The organism is Paraburkholderia atlantica (genome assembly GCF_000092885.1).
Taxonomy (GTDB): domain Bacteria; phylum Pseudomonadota; class Gammaproteobacteria; order Burkholderiales; family Burkholderiaceae; genus Paraburkholderia; species Paraburkholderia atlantica.
Window position 1 is genome coordinate 1835849 of the sequence record NC_014117.1, and the last position, 19531, is coordinate 1855379.

The window sequence follows — 19531 nt, forward strand, 5'->3', positions numbered from 1 at the left end:
GTTTTACAGATTCACCTGCATCTGCGCGCCGGCGGCGCCGACGTAGTTCTCCGCCAGTACCGTCGCGGCCGTGCGCGACGTTGTGACGTATTCGAGCTCGGCAACCTGCAACTGCTGCTCGAACGCCGATGCGCCTTCGATACGATGCAGCATGCTGGTCATCCAGTACGAGAAGTGCTCGGCGCGCCAGATGCGCTTGAGCGCGGTTTCGCTATAACGGTCGAGCAGATCGGTGCGGTTTTCCTTGTAGAACGCGTCGAGCGCCTTGCTGAGCACGTTCACGTCGGCGACCGCGAGGTTCAGGCCCTTCGCGCCGGTCGGCGGCACGATATGCGCGGCGTCGCCAGCGAGGAACAGGCGGCCGTACTGCATCGTCGTCGACACGAAGCTACGCATACCGACGATATTCTTCTGGAAGATCTTGCCGTCGATGATCTTGTGACCTTCGTCCGAATCGGCGCGCGCATGCAACTCGGCCCAGATGCGATCGTCGGACCAATTGTCGACCGAGTCCTTCGGATCGCACTGGAAGTACATACGCTGCACGTTCGGCGAGCGCGTGCTGATCAGCGCGAAGCCACGCTCGTGGCGCGCGTAGATCAGTTCGTCCGACGACGGCGGGCCTTCGCACAGAATGCCGAACCAGCCAAACGGATAGACCCGCTCGAAATCCTTGCGCAGCGCTTGCGGAATCGCCTGACGCGATACGCCTTGCGAACCATCGCAGCCGATCACGAAATCACATTGCAGTTCGTGCTCCGCGCCTTCGTGGCGATAGCGGATCGACGGCATATCGGTATCGATGCCGTGCACCGACGTGTCCGACACGCCGAAACGCAGTTCGGCGCCCGCGGCGACGCGCGCCGCGACGAGATCCTTGATCACTTCGTGCTGGGCATAAACCGTGATCGCCTGACCGGTGAGGTCGGTCAGATCGATGCGGCGGCGCTTGCCTTCGAACGCGAGTTCGAAGCCGTGATGGAGCGCGCCTTCGGCCTTCATGCGTTCGCCGACACCGGTTTGCGTCAGCAGGTCCATCGTGCCCTGTTCGAGCACGCCGGCGCGAATTGTCGATTCGATCTGATCGCGGGTGCGCGTTTCGAGCACGACCGAGTCGATACCGCGCAGATGAAGCAGATGGGAAAGAAACAGGCCAGCAGGCCCGGCACCGATGATGCCAACTTGGGTGCGCATAGATGTCTCCTGAATGCGGTGATGAAATTTGCGCTCAGTGTGACGATCGTGACACCTATCCCGCAATGCGATATGGCGGATAGGCCGTATCGCGCTGCGCGATAGAAGGTGTGAGGCGGGAGCGGGTGCAGCGCGGCCGGATCGGCCGCAAACGCAAGACTGTGGGGCTTTCCGACGATTTGGGCGACACCCGGCTCGTTTTGCCGGCGTGGCGCCCCCTCAGGTAAACCCCGATCCGCAAAACGAGCTTCGACTAGCCGAGAAACAGTCGGTAGACCGGGTTTTTCGTTTCCTCCCAGCACGGGTAGCCGAGCGTTTCGATGAAGCGCTCGAACGCTGCATGGTCGCTCTCGGGCACCTGAATGCCGACCAGAATCGAACTGTAGTCCGCGCCCTGGTTGCGATAGTGGAACAGGCTGATGTTCCAGTTCGGCGCCATCGACGACAGGAATTTCATCAGCGCGCCCGGACGCTCGGGAAACTCGAAACGGAACAGACGCTCGTCGCGCGCGAGCGGCGAGCGGCCGCCGACCATGTAGCGGATGTGCTGCTTCGACAGTTCGTCGAAGGTCAGATCGACGGTCGCGAAGCCGTGCGCTTCGAATGCGTCGGCGATCTGCGCCGGTTCGCTGCGGTTGCGGATCTGCACGCCGACGAAGATGTGCGCCGAGTTCGCGTCGGCGATCCGGTAGTTGAATTCGGTGACGCTGCGCGTGCCGACCAGTTCGCAGAAGCGCTTGAAGCTGCCGCGCTCTTCGGGGATCGTCACCGCGAATACCGCTTCGCGTGCTTCGCCCACTTCGGCGCGTTCGGCGACGAAGCGCATACGGTCGAAGTTCATGTTCGCGCCCGACGTGATCGCGATCAGCGTCTGGTTCTCGATGCCTTCCCGTTCGGCGTACTGCTTGGCGCCCGCCACCGCGAGCGAGCCCGCGGGTTCGAGCACGCTGCGGGTATCCTGGAACACGTCCTTGATCGCCGCGCACAGCGCATCGGTGTTCACGAGCAGCACTTCGTCGAGATATTCGCTGCACAGGCGGAAGGTTTCCTCGCCGACGAGCTTCACCGCGGTGCCGTCCGAGAACAGGCCCACTTCGTTCAGCGTCACGCGCTCGCCCGCTTTCAGCGACGCAGCCATCGCGCACGAATCATCGGTCTGCACGCCGATCACCTTGATCTCCGGGCGCACCGATTTCACGTATGCAGCGACACCGGCCGCGAGACCGCCGCCGCCGATCGGCACGAAGATCGCGTGAATCGGCCCCTGGTGCTGGCTCAGGATTTCCATCGCGACGGTGCCCTGGCCGGCGATCACGTATGGATCATCGAACGGATGCACGAAGGTCAGGCCGCGTTCTTCCTGCAGCTTGACCGCGTGACCATAGGCATCGCTATACGATTCGCCGAACTGCACGACCTCGACGGTCGGCCCGCCGTGCGTGCGGATCGCGTCGACCTTGACCTGTGGCGTCGTCACCGGCACGACGATGATCGCCTTCACGCCCATGCGTGCGGCCGACAACGCCACGCCCTGCGCATGATTGCCCGCCGACGCGGTGATCACGCCGCGATCGAGCGCTTCGGCCGGGATATGCGCCATCTTGTTGTACGCGCCGCGCAGCTTGAACGAGAACACCGGCTGGTTGTCCTCGCGCTTCAGATAGACCGGATTGCGCAGCCGTGCCGACAGGTTCGGCGCGCGTTCGAGTTCGGTCTCGCGCGCCACGTCGTAGACGCGCGCGGTCAGGGTCTTTTTCAGGTAGTCGTGGGACGGCGCGACGCGCCTGGCCGCCGCGGCGGCCTGTTCGAGTTCGGTTAACAGCACGGCAAGCTCCTGGATGGCAACGTTCGATGCAACAACGAATCAACCGCGATCGACATCAAACGATCGCAATCGCAGCATGTTCGCCAGGAGGCAGGTAGAGAATGAACCTGAAAGCGGACATAAAAAAACCCGCCTCGTTTGGCGGGTTATGTGTCACTGCAAGTCGACGCGCGCTAACCCACCATTCGATGAATGATGCTAATAATCAGCGCAATACGGATGTCGAGGCAGTTCATGCCGGCGATCTTCGTCGACTTGGCAGGCTTTGTCAATCTTTGCGGACCACGGTTCCGGCCAGAACGGACCAATAAAAAAACGGGGCGCGCCAGCAAGCGCGCCCCGCTGATACGGCCAACGCCGCGATCAATCGCGCACGCCGCTTTGCTTCTTGAATGCCACGAGAATGCGTCGCTCCAGCGCGTTGTAATCGCCGCCGAAGTGATGATCGCCTGAAGTGCGGATGACTTCGACACCGCTCTTGTCGAGCGCGGGACACAGCGTGTCCGTCTCGCTCTCGCCATAGAAGCATTGAACGATCGACGGCGGCACATGCGTCAACTCGGGTCGCACGTTCAGCGCCTTGTCGCTCGCGGGCATGCCGAGCCAGCCGCCGACGCGGATCTGGAAGTCGGCGTCGGGCGCGAAGCCGAGCAGCGACATCAGCGACACCTTATCGCGCTGCGCCTGCGGCAGGCGGTTATACGCGAACGGCATCACGTCGGCGCCGAACGAATAGCCGATCAGCGCGATGTGCTGCGCGTGCCAGCGCTCGCCATAGGTCTGCATCACGCGCGCGAGATCGCGGCTCGTTTGCGCGGGCGGCTTCTCGCTCCAGAAATAACGCAGGCTGTCCCAGCCGACCACCGACACACCATCCTTTTGCAACGCCTGCGCGATCGTCTTGTCGAGATCGCGCCAGCCGCCATCGCCGGAAATCACGATCGCCATCAGGCCGTTCGGATGCGCGGCCGGCAGCTCGATCAGCGGCAGATCGGACACGTCGTCGGCACTCGTCGAGACCGACTGCAGGTGCGGCGTCAGCAAAGCGACGAGACGCGCGCGATCGGCGTTGCCCGTGCTCGCCTTTTCGACGAAGCCCGGCACCTTGTCACGGATCACGGTCGGGTCGGGTGGGCACGGTTGGAAGCGCGCGTCGAGCGTGCGGTCGGCGTCGACCGACACCGCGCCCGCGATCGTATTGGACGGCGCCTGCTCGAGCACGTGCATCGCCAGCGTTGCGCCCTGCCCGGTACCCGCGACGATCGGCGCGAAGTAGCGGCTCGACTGCGATTGCCGTTCGAGCTGATGACTCAGCGCCTCGGCATCGCCCACCAGTTGATGGCAGGTTTCCTTCTTCGCGGCAAGGTTGGCCTCGTAGCGCGCGGTATCGACGCCGACCGTCATCGCGCCCGCTTTCGCGAGCGCATCGGCGCTCTGCTGATCGGCTGCGCTCCAGCCGCTCGCCTGCGAATACAGCACGACGAAGCCGCGCAGCGGCCCCTCGGGCTGCGTGACGCGGACGTCGCCATAGCGGCCGCCCGGCACGGTGGTGGTGGCCGCGTGCGCGAGCGCGCCGCAGCTCAAAACGCTCGCCGCGACGGCGAGCCGGAACAACGGATGCAATGTCATGAACGCCGGCCTCCTGCCAGCAGCGACAGGTCCGCGAGCGTGAAGAACACGCCCGAACCGGATGCCGCGAGATAACGCGGCTCCCAGCGCGGCTGGAACTTGCTCTTGAAAGCACGCAGTCCGCGGAAGTTATAGAAGCGGCCGCCGAAACGCCACACGATGCCGGCCAGCCGATGCCAGCGCGACGCGAGCGGAGTCGGCTGCACGCCGGAGAGCGGCGCAATGCCGAGACTGAGCGAGCGGAAGCCCGCCTGCTTCAGATGCAGCGCGAGCTGCGTGAACAGATATTCCATCGCGTACGGCGACGCGCTTTCGACGTGACGCATCACGCCGACGGTCGCCTCGGTATTCATATCGGTCGTCATGAAGGTCACGAACGCGACCGGCTCGCCGTTCTGGCGCACCAGCATCACCGACTGCGCGGCGAGGTATTCGTCGTGGAAAGCCGCGACCGAGAAACTCTTCTCGCGCGCATCGTGGCTGCCGAGCCAGCCGTCGGAAATGCCGCGCAGCGTTTCGAGCGACGCCGGCACACGCGCCTGATCGATCACTTCGACGCTAAAGCCGTCGCGCTCGCCGCGCTTGAGCGCATAGCGCAGATGCGCGCGGTGCGCGCCCTTCAGATCGAAGTCGTCGAGCACGACGTGCGCTTCCTCGCCGAGCTTCATCAGCGTGAGGCCGGCGTCGAGATACAGCGGCAGCGCATTCGCGCGCACCTGGTAGAACGCGGCGCGACCGCCGTGCGCATGTGCGAGCGCGACGAACTTTTTGATGAGGCCCGCCCACTCTTCGCGCGGCCCCACCGGATCGTGCAACGCGGCCCACGTGCGGCCGTATTTCGCGTACATCAGGAATGCCTCGCGCGATTCCGAAAACAGGAAGCTCTTGTCGCCCATCAAAGCGAGACCGGCATCGCTGCGTTCCTGCGCGCGCACGATGCGCGCGGCGTCTAGCAGATCTTCGGGCGCCGGCTTCACGAAGCGGCCCGGCGCCGGGCGCAGCAATTGCCAGAACGAGAAGGTCGCGGCGAACACGCTCGCGGCGAGCGTTGCGCGCAGCGCGCGCGGCGCGCGCTCGTCGAACGCGAATTGCCACCACAGGTCGCGCGTGTACGGCACGTCACGGAAAGCGAACAGCATGACCCACGTCGCGAACATCAGCACCATCGCGATCGATACGAGCCAGCCGGCCGTGAAACGCTCGGCGAACAGCGACGAATGACGGTTGAAGCGCTTGCGCGTCGCGAGCAGCAGCACGATCAGCATGCCGAGCACACCGGCTTCGACGAATGCGAGACCCTTGGTCAGCGACAACGCAAGGCTCAGCAATGCGAGCGCGAGTGTCATCCACCATGCGGCATCGAGCCGCCGCAGCAGCCCGCGCGCGACGAACAGCAGCAGCACGCCGACTACGCTGCACAGCAGCGCCGAGCTTTCGAGCACCCACAGCGGCACCACGTTGCGCAGCATACGAATGCGCTGCCAGAACGCAGGCGTCGCGCTCGAGATGACCAGCATGCCGCCGACCACGAACGTGACGAGGCTCAGAAACAGCGGCGCGAGTTCCGACACGCGCTCCGCCTGCAGCATCGACAGACGGTTCTTCAGCGCGCGCCCCTCGAAGCCCGCGAGCAGCGCCGCGGAGACGATCAGCGGCAGGCCGAAATAGATCGCGCGATAAGCGAGCAGCGCGGCAACCATCTGATGCATCGGCACGCTGCCGCTCAGCGTGAACACCATCGCCGCCTCGAACACGCCGACCCCGCCGGGCGTATGACCGATCAGGCCGAGCAGCATCGCGGCCGCGTAGACGGTGATAAAGCCGATGAAGCTGACGTTCGCATGCGGCAGCAATGTCCACAGCGCGAGACCTGCGGCGACCACGTCGAGCACCGCCAGCGCGACCTGCGCGAGCAGATCACGGCGCGCCGGAATATCGAACGAGAGCCACTGCCAGCGCGTGCGGATCGGCCGGGTTTCGCGACGGCACGCGGCGGCCGCCAGCGTCAGCGCGATTAGCAGCGCGGCGCCGCTCCAGCGCAGCGCGACCGGCGACAGATGCAGCATCGGCGCGAGCTGTCCGGCCATGCCGAGCATGCCCAGCGCGGTCATCAAAACGAGGGCGAGCGCGAGCGACACGCTCGTGAACACGGTCATGCGGCCGATCTGCGCGGGCGTGATGTTCGCGACGCCGTACACGCGCGCGCGCACCGCTCCGCCCGTCAGCGCGCCGAAACCGGTCGCATTGCCGAGCGCCGAGCCGGCCGTCGCGCCGACCCACAGCGCCGCGCGCGGCACACTCGCGCCGAGATAGCGCAGGCCGACTGCGTCGCGCCCGACCAGCGCGACGTAGCTAAGCGCGGTCGCGCCGAGCGCGCCGATCCACTCGCGCGGCGACAGCTGGCGCAGTTCGCGCATCACCGAACGGTAATTCACCGCCTCCGACAGATGCTGCAGCACGACCAGCAGGAGCCCGCAGATGACGAGCGCGAGCACGGGCGACAGAAGTCCCCGGCTGCCAAGCACTTTCGCGGCACGGCCGAGCAGCGCGCACGGGCGCTCGAAGCTGTGTTGAAGTCGGTGGAACATGGTCAATGCGGGCCTTGCGAGAGCGGTCGCGGCGACGGGCGCGTCACGCGCGGTATCGCCTGTGGCGGCGATTACAAAGTGATAACGGCAAAACGTGCAAAAGGTTGACAGCATTAGCAATTTTGCTGTCGGTTTACCGGTGCGCGGCGCGTCAAAAGCGCGCGATTGTAATGCTTCGTCGCGCGATGCGAGGGGGGCGGGGCCGGCTGGGCGAGCCGTAATCAGGCGCGAAAGCGCGATATCTGGAAGGGAAACGGCGGGCCAGAACTGGCCCGAAGCGAGGGCCTTTCGTGGGACCGATGTCGACGGCGCAGCTGAGGAGCCGAACGCGCCCCGCCTGGCGGGGCCAGAAAGCACAATGCCCGCTACTCGGGCGGGCATCGACACTGTGAGCCGGGGCTTGCGCGACCGGCGCGGGTAACACGCGCTTATTGGGGGCGACGATACGCTTCGGCGATCACCGCGCAGTTCTGCAGATGGAGGTTCAGCGCATGCAGCGCCAGCGCACGCAGCTTGCCGAAGAACGTGGTGGCGGCGGGGGTGGAACGGACGACAGTCGATGCGGTGTTCATGGCGGCTCCTTATTAGGGTTTCTACCTAAGCAATAACCCGATTATAACCCTCTCGTGCCGCAGCGCAACAAAAATCAATATTGATTGGCGCTATTGCAACGCCGCAGTCGCGCGTCGGATACAGAAATTTGGAAAGGGGCGGTATCGGCCGCGCAGGTATTAACAATCCGCACCGTACAGGTGCAATAAATACCCTTTTGCCTGCGACGCTTCGCCGCACCCTCCCGCCGTCATGACCGTCGCCCAGACCCCGAAAGCTCTGATTGCGCCCCTTATCGTCGCGTGCGCGATGTTCATGGAAAGCGTCGACGCCAATGTGATCGTCACCGCGCTGCCGGCCATGGCGCGCGATTTCGCCCGCGATCCGGTCACGCTGAAAATCGCGGTCACGAGCTACGTGCTCGGGCTCGGCGTGTTCATCCCGGTATGCGGCTGGCTCGCCGACAAGTTCGGCGCCCGCTCGGTGTTCCGCACGGCGATCGGCATCTTCATCACGGGCTCGCTGTTGTGCGCCGCGTCGAACTCACTTGCCACTTTCACGGTTGCGCGTTTCATTCAGGGCGTCGGCGGCGCGATGATGGTGCCGGTCGGGCGGATCATCATCTTTCGCGTGGTGGAGAAAGCCGACTTCATCCGCGCGATGAATTATCTGAGCGTGCCCGCGATGCTCGGCCCCGCCGCCGGTCCGCTGCTCGGCGGCTTCATCACCACGTACCTGCACTGGCGTCTGATCTTCTTCATCAACGTGCCGATCGGCATTCTCGGCATCTATCTGACCAATCGCTATATCGCCAATACGCGCGAACCCGACCCCGGCCCGCTCGACTGGATCGGCTTCCTGCTGTCGGCGGCGGGTGCGGTGCTGCTGCTGCTCGGTTTGTCGCTGGTCGGCGGGGAACTGATTTCGAATACCGACGCGTTCGGCATGTGCGCGCTGGGCGCGGTGCTGCTCGCGATCTACGTCGCGTACGCGCAGCGCGTCGCGCTGCCGCTGCTCGACCTGCGCTTTTTCAAGGTGCCGACGTTCCAGGCGAGCGTGCTCGGCGGCTCGCTGTTTCGCATCGGTCTCGGGGCATTGCCGTTCCTGCTGCCGCTGCTGCTGCAGGAAGGCCACGGTATGAGCGCGTTCCAATCGGGGCTGATCACCTGCGCGTCCGCGTTCGGCGGCATGTTCATGCGCACGATCGCCTCCACCGTGCTGCGCCGCTTCGGCTTTCGCCAGGTGCTCGTGTTCAACGCGGCGCTATCGGGCATTTCGATCGCCGCGTGTGGACTCTTTTTCCCGCACACGCCGACGTGGATCATCTGGGTCGTCGTGCTGCTCGGCGGCTTCTTCCCCGCGTTGCAGTTCACCAGCCTCAATTCGCTGACCTACGCGGAGATCGCGAGCCGCGACGTCGGCCGCGCGACGAGCCTCGGCAGCGTCGTGCAGCAGATGTCGCTCGGTCTCGGCGTGACGGTCGGCGGGATCGTGCTGCAGATTTCGCGCGCGCTGCATGGGCATCCGAGCATCACGTGGTCCGATTTCTGGCCTGCGTTTCTGGTGGTCGGGCTGTGCTCGTTCGCGTCGATTCCGGTCACGCTGCGCTTGCCGCGCGGCGCGGGCGCGGAGATTTCGCGAGGCGGGCGCGGCTGAGCCGCGCGTCGAGCCCATACAGCGCGCCCGAACAAGCGCCCCGCCCTTCACGCGTTCGGGCGCTCACGCGCGCTTGCGAATCACGCTCACTTCGCCATTGCGTTCGAGAATCGCGGCGGCCACATTGTCCATCGAGCGCGAGCCGGTTTTCTGCCGCACGCTTTCCTCGATGTCGGTGCGCGTGATGAGCGCCGCGTGCATTTCGTTCGCGTTGAACTTGCCGTCGCTGAACACCTCGCGCTCGACGCCGCACACCAGCAGCTCGAAGCGGCGCGAACGTATGAACGCCCACGCGAGCACCCGGTGGCATACGACGATCACCAGCGACGCGACCACGGTCGCGATGAACGGCGACGCCCCGACGATCGCGCGGCTCAGCGTCGCGCCGAGCAGAATCACGACGACCAGATCGAACGGCGAGCGCTGACCGAACGAGCGCCGCCCCGATACGCGAATCAGCACGATCGCGATCACGAACACGACGATCGCGCGCAATCCCATCTGCAATGGGTCGAGGTCCCTGCCCTGGCCGAATAGAACGAAAAACGCGTCCATCATGTTCGTCCTCCCCGCGGCGTATTGCCGTGCCAATGTTCTGGTGTGCGGATCGTTGCGAGCGAGACCGGCTCGCAACGCAGCGCCGGCGCTCAGGCCAGCGCGCGATCCGTCGCCCATGCGATCAACGTATCGCCGAAACCGCCGCGCGCGCGGGCCGCGGTGCGCGCGCTCGTGGTCACGCGCGGCGCGGCGCTCCACGCGATGCGCGCGCCGGTCGCGATCAGGCGATCGACGAGCGCGACGTCCTCGCTGCACTTGAGCGGCGGAAAGCCGCCCGCGCGCCGATAGGCTTGCGCGGAAACGCCGAGGTTCGCGCCGTGCACATGGCGATGCCCGTCGGCGTCGACATAGGTCTTGCGAAAATATTCGCGCACGCTGTGCGGATGCGCGCTCCAGTCGTCGACGGCGATCGAGCCGCACACCGCATCGGCGCCGAGCGCCAACTGCGCGGCGAGCCAATCCGGCGACACCCGGCTGTCGGCATCGGTAAACGCGAGCCAGCGCGCGCCGAGCGCGAGCAGCAGCGACGCGCCGAGCGCCCGTGCGATCCCGACGTTGCGCGCCTTCAGCGTCAGGGTCTGCACGCCGTAAGCGCGCGCGATGGCCCCGCTGAAATCGCTGCACGCGTCGAGCGCGACGACGATCCGCACCTCCTCGCCGACGAGCGCTTCGTGTCGCGACGCTTCGAGCAAGGCCGCGAGGCACCCCGCGATCAACGCCTCTTCGTTATGCGCCGGGACGATCACGCCGATCATAGAAGCCCCTCCCGCTGCGCGACCGAACGTGCGTCGCGCGACCACACGTCGATCAGCAAGTCGGCTTCGTCATGATGCGCGAGACGCGCGAGGCCGCAGCGCGCATCGAATAGCGCGTGCGCGCGGTCGGCGGATTCGCGCGCTTCGGCGAACGGCCGGCGCCAGTGACAGGCGAGCAGCGTGCCGTCGGTCGTCAACGAGCCGGCGATGCGCGCGGCCAGCGTTTCGAGTTCGGCCGCGTCGAGGTAGTACGCAAACTCGCTGATCACGATCAGGTCGAACGGCCCATGCTCGGTCGGCCATTCGCACGGCACGCTGCGCTGTTCGATCCGCACGTTCGATGCGCCCGCTACCCGTTCGCGCGCGAGCTCGACGGCGCGCGCGTGCAGATCGGCGGCGAGCAGCGCGTCGCAGCGCGTCGCGAGCCCGGCCGTCAACTCGCCGTTCGCGCAACCCGGTTCGAAGCCGTTGCGATAGCGCGGCCGCGGCAGCAGCGCAAGCGTCAGCGAACGCTTGCGGCGTTCGTACCAGCCTTCGCGCAAACGCCACGGATCATCGCTGCGTCGGTAAAGTTCATCGAAGTACAGCATCGGCGAGCTCATCTCAGCGATCCTCCGGAGGCTGGGGAAAAAAAGGTCATAGCGTCCACGACGCGAGTGTTTGCGCCGACGCGTGATCCGCTGCCGGCGCGGCGGTCGTGTCAGCGGACGCGACGAGCCGTTCGCCGAGCGCGGCGAGATCGCGTTCCGCGTGGCTTTGCCGCAGAAACACCGGCAGGTCGGCGAGCGCCCGCGCGAAGCGCGCATCGCGGCACAACGGGCCCGCGCCGAGCGCGCGCGTCGCATGATCGATGACGGCGCTCGCGGCCTGCTCGACGGCAAGACGCGCGCGCAACACGCGAGTCTGCGCATCATCTGATGGTTGCGCGTCGATCCACGCGGCGGTTTCGCGCAAGACCGCGGCGGCCGACTGCAATGCGACATCGGTCGCACCGAGATGAGCCAGCCGATGCGCATCCGCGCGCCGGGCGCACGCGTCGCGCAGCGTACGGCCGATCTGCGCGGCCGCGCCGTACCAGCACGCGGCGATACCGGCGCCGCCATGCCAGAAGCCCGCGCGACGCAGATAGGCATGCGGCGCGCCGACGAGCGTCGCCACGGTGTCGTTGAACGTCACATCGGCGCTCGCGGTCGCCCGCATGCCGACGGCCTGCCACTTCGCCGGGTCGATCGAGATCGAGCTCTGGTCCAGCGCAACCGCCGCGAGCACCGGCTCGTCGTCGCGCCATGCGGTCACGAGCGCGTGGGTGAGCGCCGGCGCGCCGGAACACCAGGCTTTGGTGCCGGCCAGGCGCACCTGAGCGCCCTCGCCGCAGACGTTCTTGATTCCTTCATTGATCGCGCGCACCCGCGCGTCCGGCGCCTCGGCGGCCCACACGCCCCAACGACTTGCCGGCGGCGGCAGCGGACCGTTCAGCTCGGCGAGAATCGCGAGGGCATCGGTATGGCCTTCGAACAGTTTGACGAGACCGAGGTCGCGCGCGGCAACGGCGGACAGCGCGCGCCAGCGCACCAGCGTCTCGCCATGCGCCGGCAACGGCATGGTCGGCGCGCGATCGTAGCCGCGCTCGATCAGATCAGCGAGAAGTGCTCCGAGAGCAGCGGGATCGTTCGCGTCGAAACGCGCGTCGCGCAGGAAATCGTCGAGCGGGATCGGCGGCTTGCCGGCCTGCGATGCACTGGCGCTCGGGCGCGGTGCGCAGCCGCCGTGTTGATTCGAGACCTGCCGTGACTGGGCCTTGAAGCTGGCCGCGTGGTCGCGCGTGTCGAGCATCGTGCCTCCCTGCACCGTTTCGATCCGTGGCCCGCCGAGCGGCGGCGGACCGGAACGTATGCAGAGTCTCAGCAAACACCGTGCCCCAGCTGACGAGGCAGCCGCGCAGCGAAAAAGCGGCTACGTCCCCCCGCTTCCGCTCAATCGTCCATCCGCCTTCGCGAGCAATGCGTCGAGGACCCCCATCTCGACCGGCTTCACCAGGTGCGTATGAAAGCCCGCGTTGCGAGTGCGATCGAGATCGCTCGCATGACCGAAGCCCGTCATCGCCGCGTACATCGTGCGAGCCAACTCGGGCAGCGCGCGCATCGCCGCGAGCGTCGCATAGCCATCCATCTTCGGCATCGCGAGATCGATCAGCGCGAGATGCGGCGAAAAGCGCGGCGCGATCTGCAGCGCCTGCTCGCCCTCGTAGGCGACACGCACCTCGTGGCCCTTCAGTTCGAGCAGCATCGCGAGGCTGTCGGCCGAATCGCGATTGTCGTCGACGAGCAGAATCCGCAGCGGCTGCACGGGGGGCGCGGCACTGATCGCGCCGCTCTCCGCGGTGTCGGACTGCGCCGAGAGCGGCAGACTCAGCGTGAACGTGCTGCCAAGCCCCGGTCCTTCGCTGCTTGCGACGATGCTGCCCCCATGCATTTCGACGAGCGACTTGCACAGCGTCAGGCCGATCCCAAGGCCGCCCTCGCCGAAATTTTGGCCTTCCTTCTCCTGCGCGAACAGCTCGAAGATCTTGTCGAGCGAGCGCACCGGAATGCCGCAGCCGGCGTCGCGCACTTCGAGCACCGCCATGCGAAAGTCCACGCGTCCCTGCATTTCGATCACGCTGCCGTTCGGCGAAAATTTCGACGCGTTGTGCAGCAGGTTTTGCAGCACCTGCACGAGCCGCGTCATGTCGCCGCGAATGCTCACGGGGACGTCGGTTACCTGCGCGACCACGCGCTGCTCGCGCGAGTCGGTGAACGGCCGCGCCGCTTCGATCGCGCGCGCGACGAGCTCGGCGAGGTCGACGCGCGCAATCCGCAGTTCGACCTTATCGGACATGATGCGGCCGATATCGAGCAGATCGTCGACGAGTCGCGTCAGGTGCGTAACCTGGCGATCGATCAGATCACGCGCACGCGCGACCACCGGGCTCAGATTGGCTTCCATCTGCATCGTGCCGACCGCGTTGCGCACCGGCGCGAGCGGATTGCGCAGTTCGTGCGCGAGCGTCGCGAGAAATTCGCGCATGCGCACACCGGAGCGCTCGAGTTCCTCGCGCCGGCGCCGCTCGGTCAGATCGCGCGTGACCTTGGCGAAGCCGCGCAAGCGTCGCGATTCGTCATAGACGGCCGTGATGATCACGTTGGCCCAGAACGTCGAGCCGTCCTTGCGCACGCGCCAGCCTTCGTCTTCGACGGTGCCGATCTGTCGCGCGATCGCGAGCTCGCGCGCGGGCTTGCCGGCCGCGGCCTCCTCGGGCACATAGAACAACGAGAAGTGCCGGCCGACGATTTCATCGTGCGTATAGCCCTTGATGCGCGCGGCGCCCGAATTCCAGCTGACGACGAAACCTTGCGGATCGAGCATGAAGATCGCGTAGTCCTTCACGCTATCGACGAGCAGACGGAAACGCTCCTCGCTCTGGCGCAGCGCTTCGAGATATTCGCGCTGCGCCGTCAGGTCGCGGGTGATCTTCGCGAAGCCCGTGGCCTCGCCCTGCTCGTTGCGTATCGCGGTGATCACGACGTTCGACCAGAACGTCGTGCCGTCCTTGCGCACGCGCCAGCCCTCGTCCTCGAAGCGGCCGGTGAGCGCTGCCTGTTCCAGCTCGTAGTCTGGCCAGCCGCGCGCGATGGCTTCGTCGGTATAGAAGCGCGAGAAATGCTGACCGACGATCTCGCTTTCCGTGTAGCCGTTCAGCTTCTGCGCGCCGGCGTTCCAGCTCACGATGTAGCCCTTCGCGTCGAGCAGAAAGATCGCGTAGTCGGAGATTGCCTGCACGAGCGACGAATAATCGACGCCGACGGGCGTCGACGGCGCGGCCTCGGCCTGCACTCGAGCGGGCTCGCCGTGGACGCGGAAAGTAGAGGCATCAAGCTGGGTCATGGCGGACACGTAATTGGAATTGTCGTGTTAAGCAAACCTCGCGCCTGCCCGGCGGCGATGGCTTCGCGCAAGCGGTTGCGCGGTCCACACATGGGCCGGGATACGTCGCGAAGAGCGCTCGCGCGCCGGCTCATAAGGCGCAAAGCTTATAACGGCGGGCCCCGCGATTGCTAGCCAGCCATCACGGAAAGCGTCGCCTTGCTGCGGTTTCGGCTTTCCGTGTTGCCCTTCGTTAGCAAAAACAGGAGTGTCAATTGAAAAAGGTATTCACGACTTTCGCCACGAATTTCGCGGCCCCATGCGCGCTCGCCGCGGCATTAAGCCTCGCATCTACCGTCGCGCAGGCCGAAGGCTGCGCCAAAGGTGCGGTCGTGGGCGGAGTGACCGGCCACGTTGCCGGACATCATGGGACGGCGGGTGCTGCCGCGGGCTGCGCGATCGGCCACCACGAGGCAAAGAAGAAAGACAAGGCCGCGAGCGCCGCGGCCGCCGCGAGTCAACCCGCTGGAAAATGATGCCAACGGCCGGTCCGGCTCGACATCGCTGCGAATCGAAGTTGCCGCGGCGCTCGTGCGCCCGTCAACCGGCCGCGCCGATCTTTTCCGCGAGCTTCGTGTCGTAGCTCGAATGGACATGCACGCGCTTCTTGTCGGGATACGCGTACGCGTACGCCTTGCGCAGCGCGAGCGACGCCTCGTGAAAGCCTGACAGGATCAGCTTCTGCTTGTTCGGATAGTTCGCGATATCGCCGACGGCGAAGATGCCCGGCCGCGAGCTTTCGTAATTCGAGGTATCGACATCGATACGGCCGCCGTGAATTTTCAGTCCCCACTGCGCGATCGGGCCGAGATCCGCGACGAGTCCATACAGCGCGATCAGGTGTTCGGCTTCGAGCTGTGTCTCGCCGTCGATCTGCCGCAGCGTCAGCGAACGCAGCGCGCCGTCTTCCACATCGAGCGCCGCGATCGCGCCGACGATGAAGTCCATCTCCCCCGCCTCGACCGCGCGCCGCATCAGCTCGACGCTCGAATCGGCCGCGCTGAAGCCGGCGCGCCGATGCACGAGGGTCACGCGCCGCGCGACCTTGCGCAATGCCAGTGCCCAGTCGAGCGCGGAATCGCCGCCGCCCGCGACGACCACGTTTTTGTCGGCGAAATCGGCGAGGCGCGGCACGCTGTAGTGCACGTGGCGCTTTTCGAGCGGCACGGCCTCGGGAAGCCCCAGCTTTTGCGGAACGAACGCGCCATTGCCGGCGGCGAGCAGGATCGCCGCGACGTCGAACACGAGGCCGCGCTGCGTGCGCACGGTCCAGCGGCCGTCGTCGCGTTGCTCGACCGTGTCGACACGCTGTTCGAGATGAATCGGCACATCGAACGGCTTGCATTGCGCGAGCAGTCGCTCGACCAGTTCGCGCGAAGTGCACGACGGAATCGCGGGGATATCGTAGATCGGCTTGTCGGGATACAGCTCGATGCACTGGCCGCCGACCCGTCCGAGTATGTCGACGATCTGGCAGGTGAGGCCGATCACACCGGCCTCGAATGCCGCGAACAGACCCACGGGGCCGGCGCCGACGATCAGGACATCGGTGCGGATCGGCGAAGTGGGCACAGAGGACGGGTCGGCGGCAACGGTCATGGGGCAGATCTCCGGATCACGGTGAAAGGCGCAAAGCAAGCGTGGATGACTCACCTTACCGAATCGGCCCGCACGCGGCAACGATGCCATCGTCGGCGGTAAGGGTGCTACGCGGGCCCGCTCAACGCCTGAAAGTGGCTACCTGAAAATATCTGGAATCGGCCATTTTGATGAACCAAACGACGGACTAAGCTAACAGCTGTCCGATGCATCGCATCGTCCCACCCGCCCAGGAGCCCATCATGGAACAACGTCTCGACTTCTACAAAGCCAACCCCGCCGCGATCAAATCGCTGCTCGGCGTCGAAGAGCGCATCGGCAAGTCGGCGCTCGAAAAATCGCTGACCGAACTGGTGCGGCTGCGCGCGTCGCAGATCAACGGCTGCGCGTATTGCGTCGACATGCATACCAGCGACGCGCGCAAGGGCGGCGAAACCGAGCGGCGTCTCGCGACCGTCGTCGTGTGGCGCGAAACGCCGTTCTTCACGGACCGCGAACGCGCGGCGCTCGAGTGGACCGAAGCGGTCACGCTGGTTTCGCACGATCACGTGCCCGACGCGGTATGGCAGACGGTGCGGCCGCATTTCAGCGACGAGGAACTGGTCGATCTGACGCTGCTCATCTCGGCGATCAATGCCTGGAACCGCTTTGCGATCTCGTTTCGGAAGATGCCGGCCTGAGCGGCGGTATGAGTGGTGGCATGAGGCGGCGCAATGCGTGCCTCACTCGCCGATCCACGACCCGCGCAGATCGCTGTCATGCAGCAACTGCAGCAGCGTGCCAGCCGGTCGGCTCAAGCGCTTCGCCGCCAGCGCGATGAATTCCACCGACGGCAACGTCGGCAGCCCGGCCGCATTCAACGGCGGCGCCAGGCCGCGCGCGGCCAGATACTGCGGCCGCACGGTGATGCCGAGTCCGCCACGCGCGGCCGCGATACAGCCGGAATGACTGCTGCTCGTGCAGACGATCTGCCAGCTCGCGCCGGCTTCGGCGAGCGCATCGAGCACAACCGCGCGCGTCACGCTCGGCTCGGCGACCAGAATCAGCGGCAGCGGCTGACTCAGATCGACGAGCGTGCCGCTGCGCGCGAGCCATTCGAGCCGCCCCGTGAAAAGCGGCACGCCGCGCCGGTCACCGAGCCGGCGCTTGCCGACCAGCAGATCGATCGCGCCCGCGTCGAGCAGTTCGTACAGCCGGCCCGTCATGCCGATCGTGATTTCGAGTTCGACGTCGGGATGCGCGTTGCGAAACGCCGCGAGCACGGTGGGCAGCGGGCCGAGCGCGATGTCGTCCGACGAGCCGAGCCGCACGCGCCCTTTCAGACGCGGCGCGCGAAACTGCGACTCCGCGCGCGATAACGCCTGCAGGATTACGCTTGCATGCGCGAGCATCGCTTCGCCGTCGGGCGTCATCCCGAGCGAATGGGTGTCGCGCACGAACAGGCGCCGGCCCACGCTCTGTTCGAGCCGCCGGATATGTTCGCTGACGCTCGACTGCGTCAGGTCGAGCCGTCGCCCCGCCTCGGTGAAGCTATGGCAGGCCGCGACGGTCGAGAAGGTCTTTAGCCAGATTGGATTGAGCATGCGCGATTGTCGCGCCGCTTATCGGTATTGTCGATAACAGTCAGCGATCTCAGTGGGGTTCCCGATTGACGGGGATGTCAATAAGATGACGGAATTCCGCCTGGCCCCGCTCCGGGCGGCGCTTTGCCGCCGCGCCCGCTGTTGAAAACATGACCAAGGATTCCTCTCAAACCGCCCTGCTGTGGATCGTCGCCGCCGGCTTCTTCATGCAGTCGCTCGACACGACGATCGTCAATACCGCGCTGCCTTCGATCGCGAACAGCCTGCACGTCGCGCCGCTCGCGATGCAACCGGTCGTCGTCGCCTACACGCTGACGATGGCGATGCTGACGCCCGCCTCCGGCTGGCTCGCCGACCGCTTCGGCACCCGCCGCGTCTATTTCGCCGCGATTCTCGTGTTCGTGCTCGGCTCGATCTGCTGCTCGAGCGCGCACACGCTCGGCCAGCTGGTGATGGCGCGGGTGCTGCAAGGCCTCGGCGGCTCGATGCTGCTGCCGATCGGACGACTGGCGGTGCTGCGCAGCGTGTCCGGCGAGCAATACGTGTCGGCGCTCGCGTTCATTTCGATCGCGGGGCAGCTCGGGCCGATCGCCGGGCCGACGCTCGGCGGCTGGTTCGTACAGGCGATCACGTGGCACTGGATCTTTCTGATCAACGTGCCGATCGGCGCGCTCGGTCTGTACGCGGTGCACCGCTTTCTGCCGTCGCATGACGAGACGCAGGCGCCGCGGTTCGACGTGATCGGCTGTGCGCTGCTGTCGCTGTGCATGATCGCGTTTTCGCTCGCGATCGATGCGCCGGTCCGCGCGCATCGCGCGGCGTGGTCGGCGGGGCTGTTCGCGTTGGCCGTCGCCAGCGCGCTCGCCTACATTCCGTATGCGAGAAACCGCCGCAATCCGCTGTTCAAACTGTCACTGTTCGGCGAGCCGAACTTCAGCGTCGGCCTGATCGGCAACCTCGTCTGCCGGGTCGGTTCGAGCGCGGTACCGTTCCTCGTGCCGCTGCTGCTGCAATTGCAGCTCGGCTACTCGCCGCTGCACTCCGGTCTGATGATGTTGCCCGCGGCGTTCGCCGGCACGCTCGCGAAACGCTGGATCGCGCCGCTCGTGCGCCGCTACGGCTACGACACGTTCCTGCTGGTCAACACGATCATCGTCGGCTCGGCGATCGTCGCGTTCTCGCTTATTTCGCGCGGCACACCGCTCGTGATCGAAGTCGCGATCCTCGCCGTTTTCGGCGCGGCCAACTCGATGCAGTACGCGGCGATGAACAGCGTCACGCTGAAGGACCTGTCGCACGAAGACGCGGGCATGGGCAATAGCCTGTTCTCGATGGTGCAGATGCTCGCGATCGGGCTCGGCGTGTCGATCGGCGGCGGGCTCGTCAATCTGTTCGCGGATCAATGGGGCTCGGCGGAACTCGGCTTCCGGCTCGCGTTCGTGTGCGTCGGCGTGATCACACTCGTGTCCGCGTGGATCTTCCGCCATCTCGACGACCCGTCCGGCACGCGCGTGATTCGCGGCCAGGCTGCGACGAGCGCGGGGCGTTGACACGCGACGCGTCTCATCGCGTGTCAGCGCATGAATTCGAAAGCTCTTCGCGTTAGCATGTCTGGCATCCATGGCTACC

Annotated in this window: 16 protein-coding genes; 4 read left to right on the top strand and 12 right to left on the bottom strand. The window is 66.0% G+C overall.

Translation table 11 applies throughout. The annotated features are described in order from the left end of the window. Positions 1–3: 3 nt before the first annotated feature. From BC1002_RS08180 to BC1002_RS38395, 5 genes are all read right to left on the bottom strand, one after another. Complete coding sequence (locus BC1002_RS08180) at positions 4–1194, bottom strand: 4-hydroxybenzoate 3-monooxygenase (protein ID WP_013089584.1); 1191 nt, start codon at positions 1192–1194, stop codon at positions 4–6. 253 nt (positions 1195–1447) lie between these two features. Then, positions 1448–3019 (bottom strand): threonine ammonia-lyase, biosynthetic, encoded by a 1572-nt coding sequence (gene ilvA / locus BC1002_RS08185; protein WP_013089585.1) that lies wholly within the window; start codon positions 3017–3019, stop codon positions 1448–1450. Between the two features lie 363 nt (positions 3020–3382). Further along, a complete protein-coding gene (locus tag BC1002_RS08190; RefSeq protein WP_013089586.1) occupies positions 3383–4648 on the bottom strand; it encodes a virulence factor family protein in 1266 nt (421 codons plus the stop codon). Continuing rightward, positions 4645–7236, bottom strand: a complete 2592-nt coding sequence (gene mprF / locus BC1002_RS08195; RefSeq protein ID WP_041734633.1) for a bifunctional lysylphosphatidylglycerol flippase/synthetase MprF — start codon at positions 7234–7236, stop codon at positions 4645–4647. The genes BC1002_RS08190 and mprF overlap by 4 nt, the downstream gene beginning before the upstream one ends. A 428-nt stretch (positions 7237–7664) precedes the next feature. After that, on the bottom strand, positions 7665–7808 hold the full coding sequence (locus BC1002_RS38395; protein WP_013089588.1) for a hypothetical protein: 144 nt from the start codon (positions 7806–7808) through the stop codon (positions 7665–7667). 232 nt (positions 7809–8040) lie between these two features. Between BC1002_RS38395 and BC1002_RS08200 the strand changes: the two genes are divergently transcribed. Further along, positions 8041–9444, top strand: coding sequence for an MFS transporter (locus BC1002_RS08200; RefSeq protein ID WP_013089589.1), 1404 nt, complete (start codon positions 8041–8043; stop codon positions 9442–9444). A 63-nt stretch (positions 9445–9507) separates the two neighbouring features. Here BC1002_RS08200 and BC1002_RS08205 read toward each other — a convergent pair whose 3' ends face one another. From BC1002_RS08205 to BC1002_RS08225, 5 genes are all read right to left on the bottom strand, one after another. Continuing rightward, entirely contained in the window at positions 9508–10002 is a 495-nt protein-coding gene (locus BC1002_RS08205) for a DUF421 domain-containing protein (protein ID WP_013089590.1), read from the bottom strand. Positions 10003–10091: 89 nt separating this feature from the next. After that, on the bottom strand, positions 10092–10757 hold the full coding sequence (locus tag BC1002_RS08210; protein WP_013089591.1) for a glycosyltransferase family 2 protein: 666 nt from the start codon (positions 10755–10757) through the stop codon (positions 10092–10094). After that, positions 10754–11359, bottom strand: a complete 606-nt coding sequence (locus tag BC1002_RS08215; protein WP_013089592.1) for an SAM-dependent methyltransferase — start codon at positions 11357–11359, stop codon at positions 10754–10756. Before BC1002_RS08215 ends, BC1002_RS08210 begins: the two co-directional genes overlap by 4 nt. A gap of 34 nt (positions 11360–11393) precedes the next feature. Next, complete coding sequence (locus BC1002_RS08220; RefSeq protein ID WP_013089593.1) at positions 11394–12590, bottom strand: acyl-CoA dehydrogenase family protein; 1197 nt, start codon at positions 12588–12590, stop codon at positions 11394–11396. 120 nt (positions 12591–12710) lie between these two features. Next, a complete protein-coding gene (locus tag BC1002_RS08225; RefSeq protein WP_013089594.1) occupies positions 12711–14681 on the bottom strand; it encodes a PAS domain-containing hybrid sensor histidine kinase/response regulator in 1971 nt (656 codons plus the stop codon). 254 nt (positions 14682–14935) lie between these two features. Here BC1002_RS08225 and BC1002_RS08230 point away from each other — a divergent pair, with 254 nt between their 5' ends. Further along, on the top strand, positions 14936–15196 hold the full coding sequence (locus BC1002_RS08230) for a hypothetical protein (RefSeq protein ID WP_013089595.1): 261 nt from the start codon (positions 14936–14938) through the stop codon (positions 15194–15196). A gap of 64 nt (positions 15197–15260) precedes the next feature. Here BC1002_RS08230 and BC1002_RS08235 read toward each other — a convergent pair whose 3' ends face one another. Next, entirely contained in the window at positions 15261–16319 is a 1059-nt protein-coding gene (locus tag BC1002_RS08235; protein WP_013089596.1) for an NAD(P)/FAD-dependent oxidoreductase, read from the bottom strand. Between the two features lie 242 nt (positions 16320–16561). On the opposite strand from BC1002_RS08235, the gene BC1002_RS08240 reads away from it, so the two are divergent. Then, positions 16562–16999 carry a carboxymuconolactone decarboxylase family protein gene (locus BC1002_RS08240; RefSeq protein WP_013089597.1) on the top strand — a complete coding sequence of 146 codons (438 nt, stop codon included), beginning with the start codon at positions 16562–16564 and terminating at the stop codon, positions 16997–16999. Positions 17000–17041: 42 nt separating this feature from the next. Here the strand turns inward: BC1002_RS08240 and BC1002_RS08245 are convergent, their stop codons facing one another. Continuing rightward, entirely contained in the window at positions 17042–17902 is an 861-nt protein-coding gene (locus tag BC1002_RS08245; protein WP_013089598.1) for a LysR family transcriptional regulator, read from the bottom strand. Between the two features lie 149 nt (positions 17903–18051). On the opposite strand from BC1002_RS08245, the gene BC1002_RS08250 reads away from it, so the two are divergent. After that, positions 18052–19452, top strand: coding sequence for a DHA2 family efflux MFS transporter permease subunit (locus BC1002_RS08250; protein ID WP_013089599.1), 1401 nt, complete (start codon positions 18052–18054; stop codon positions 19450–19452). The last annotated feature ends 79 nt before the right edge of the window (positions 19453–19531 follow it).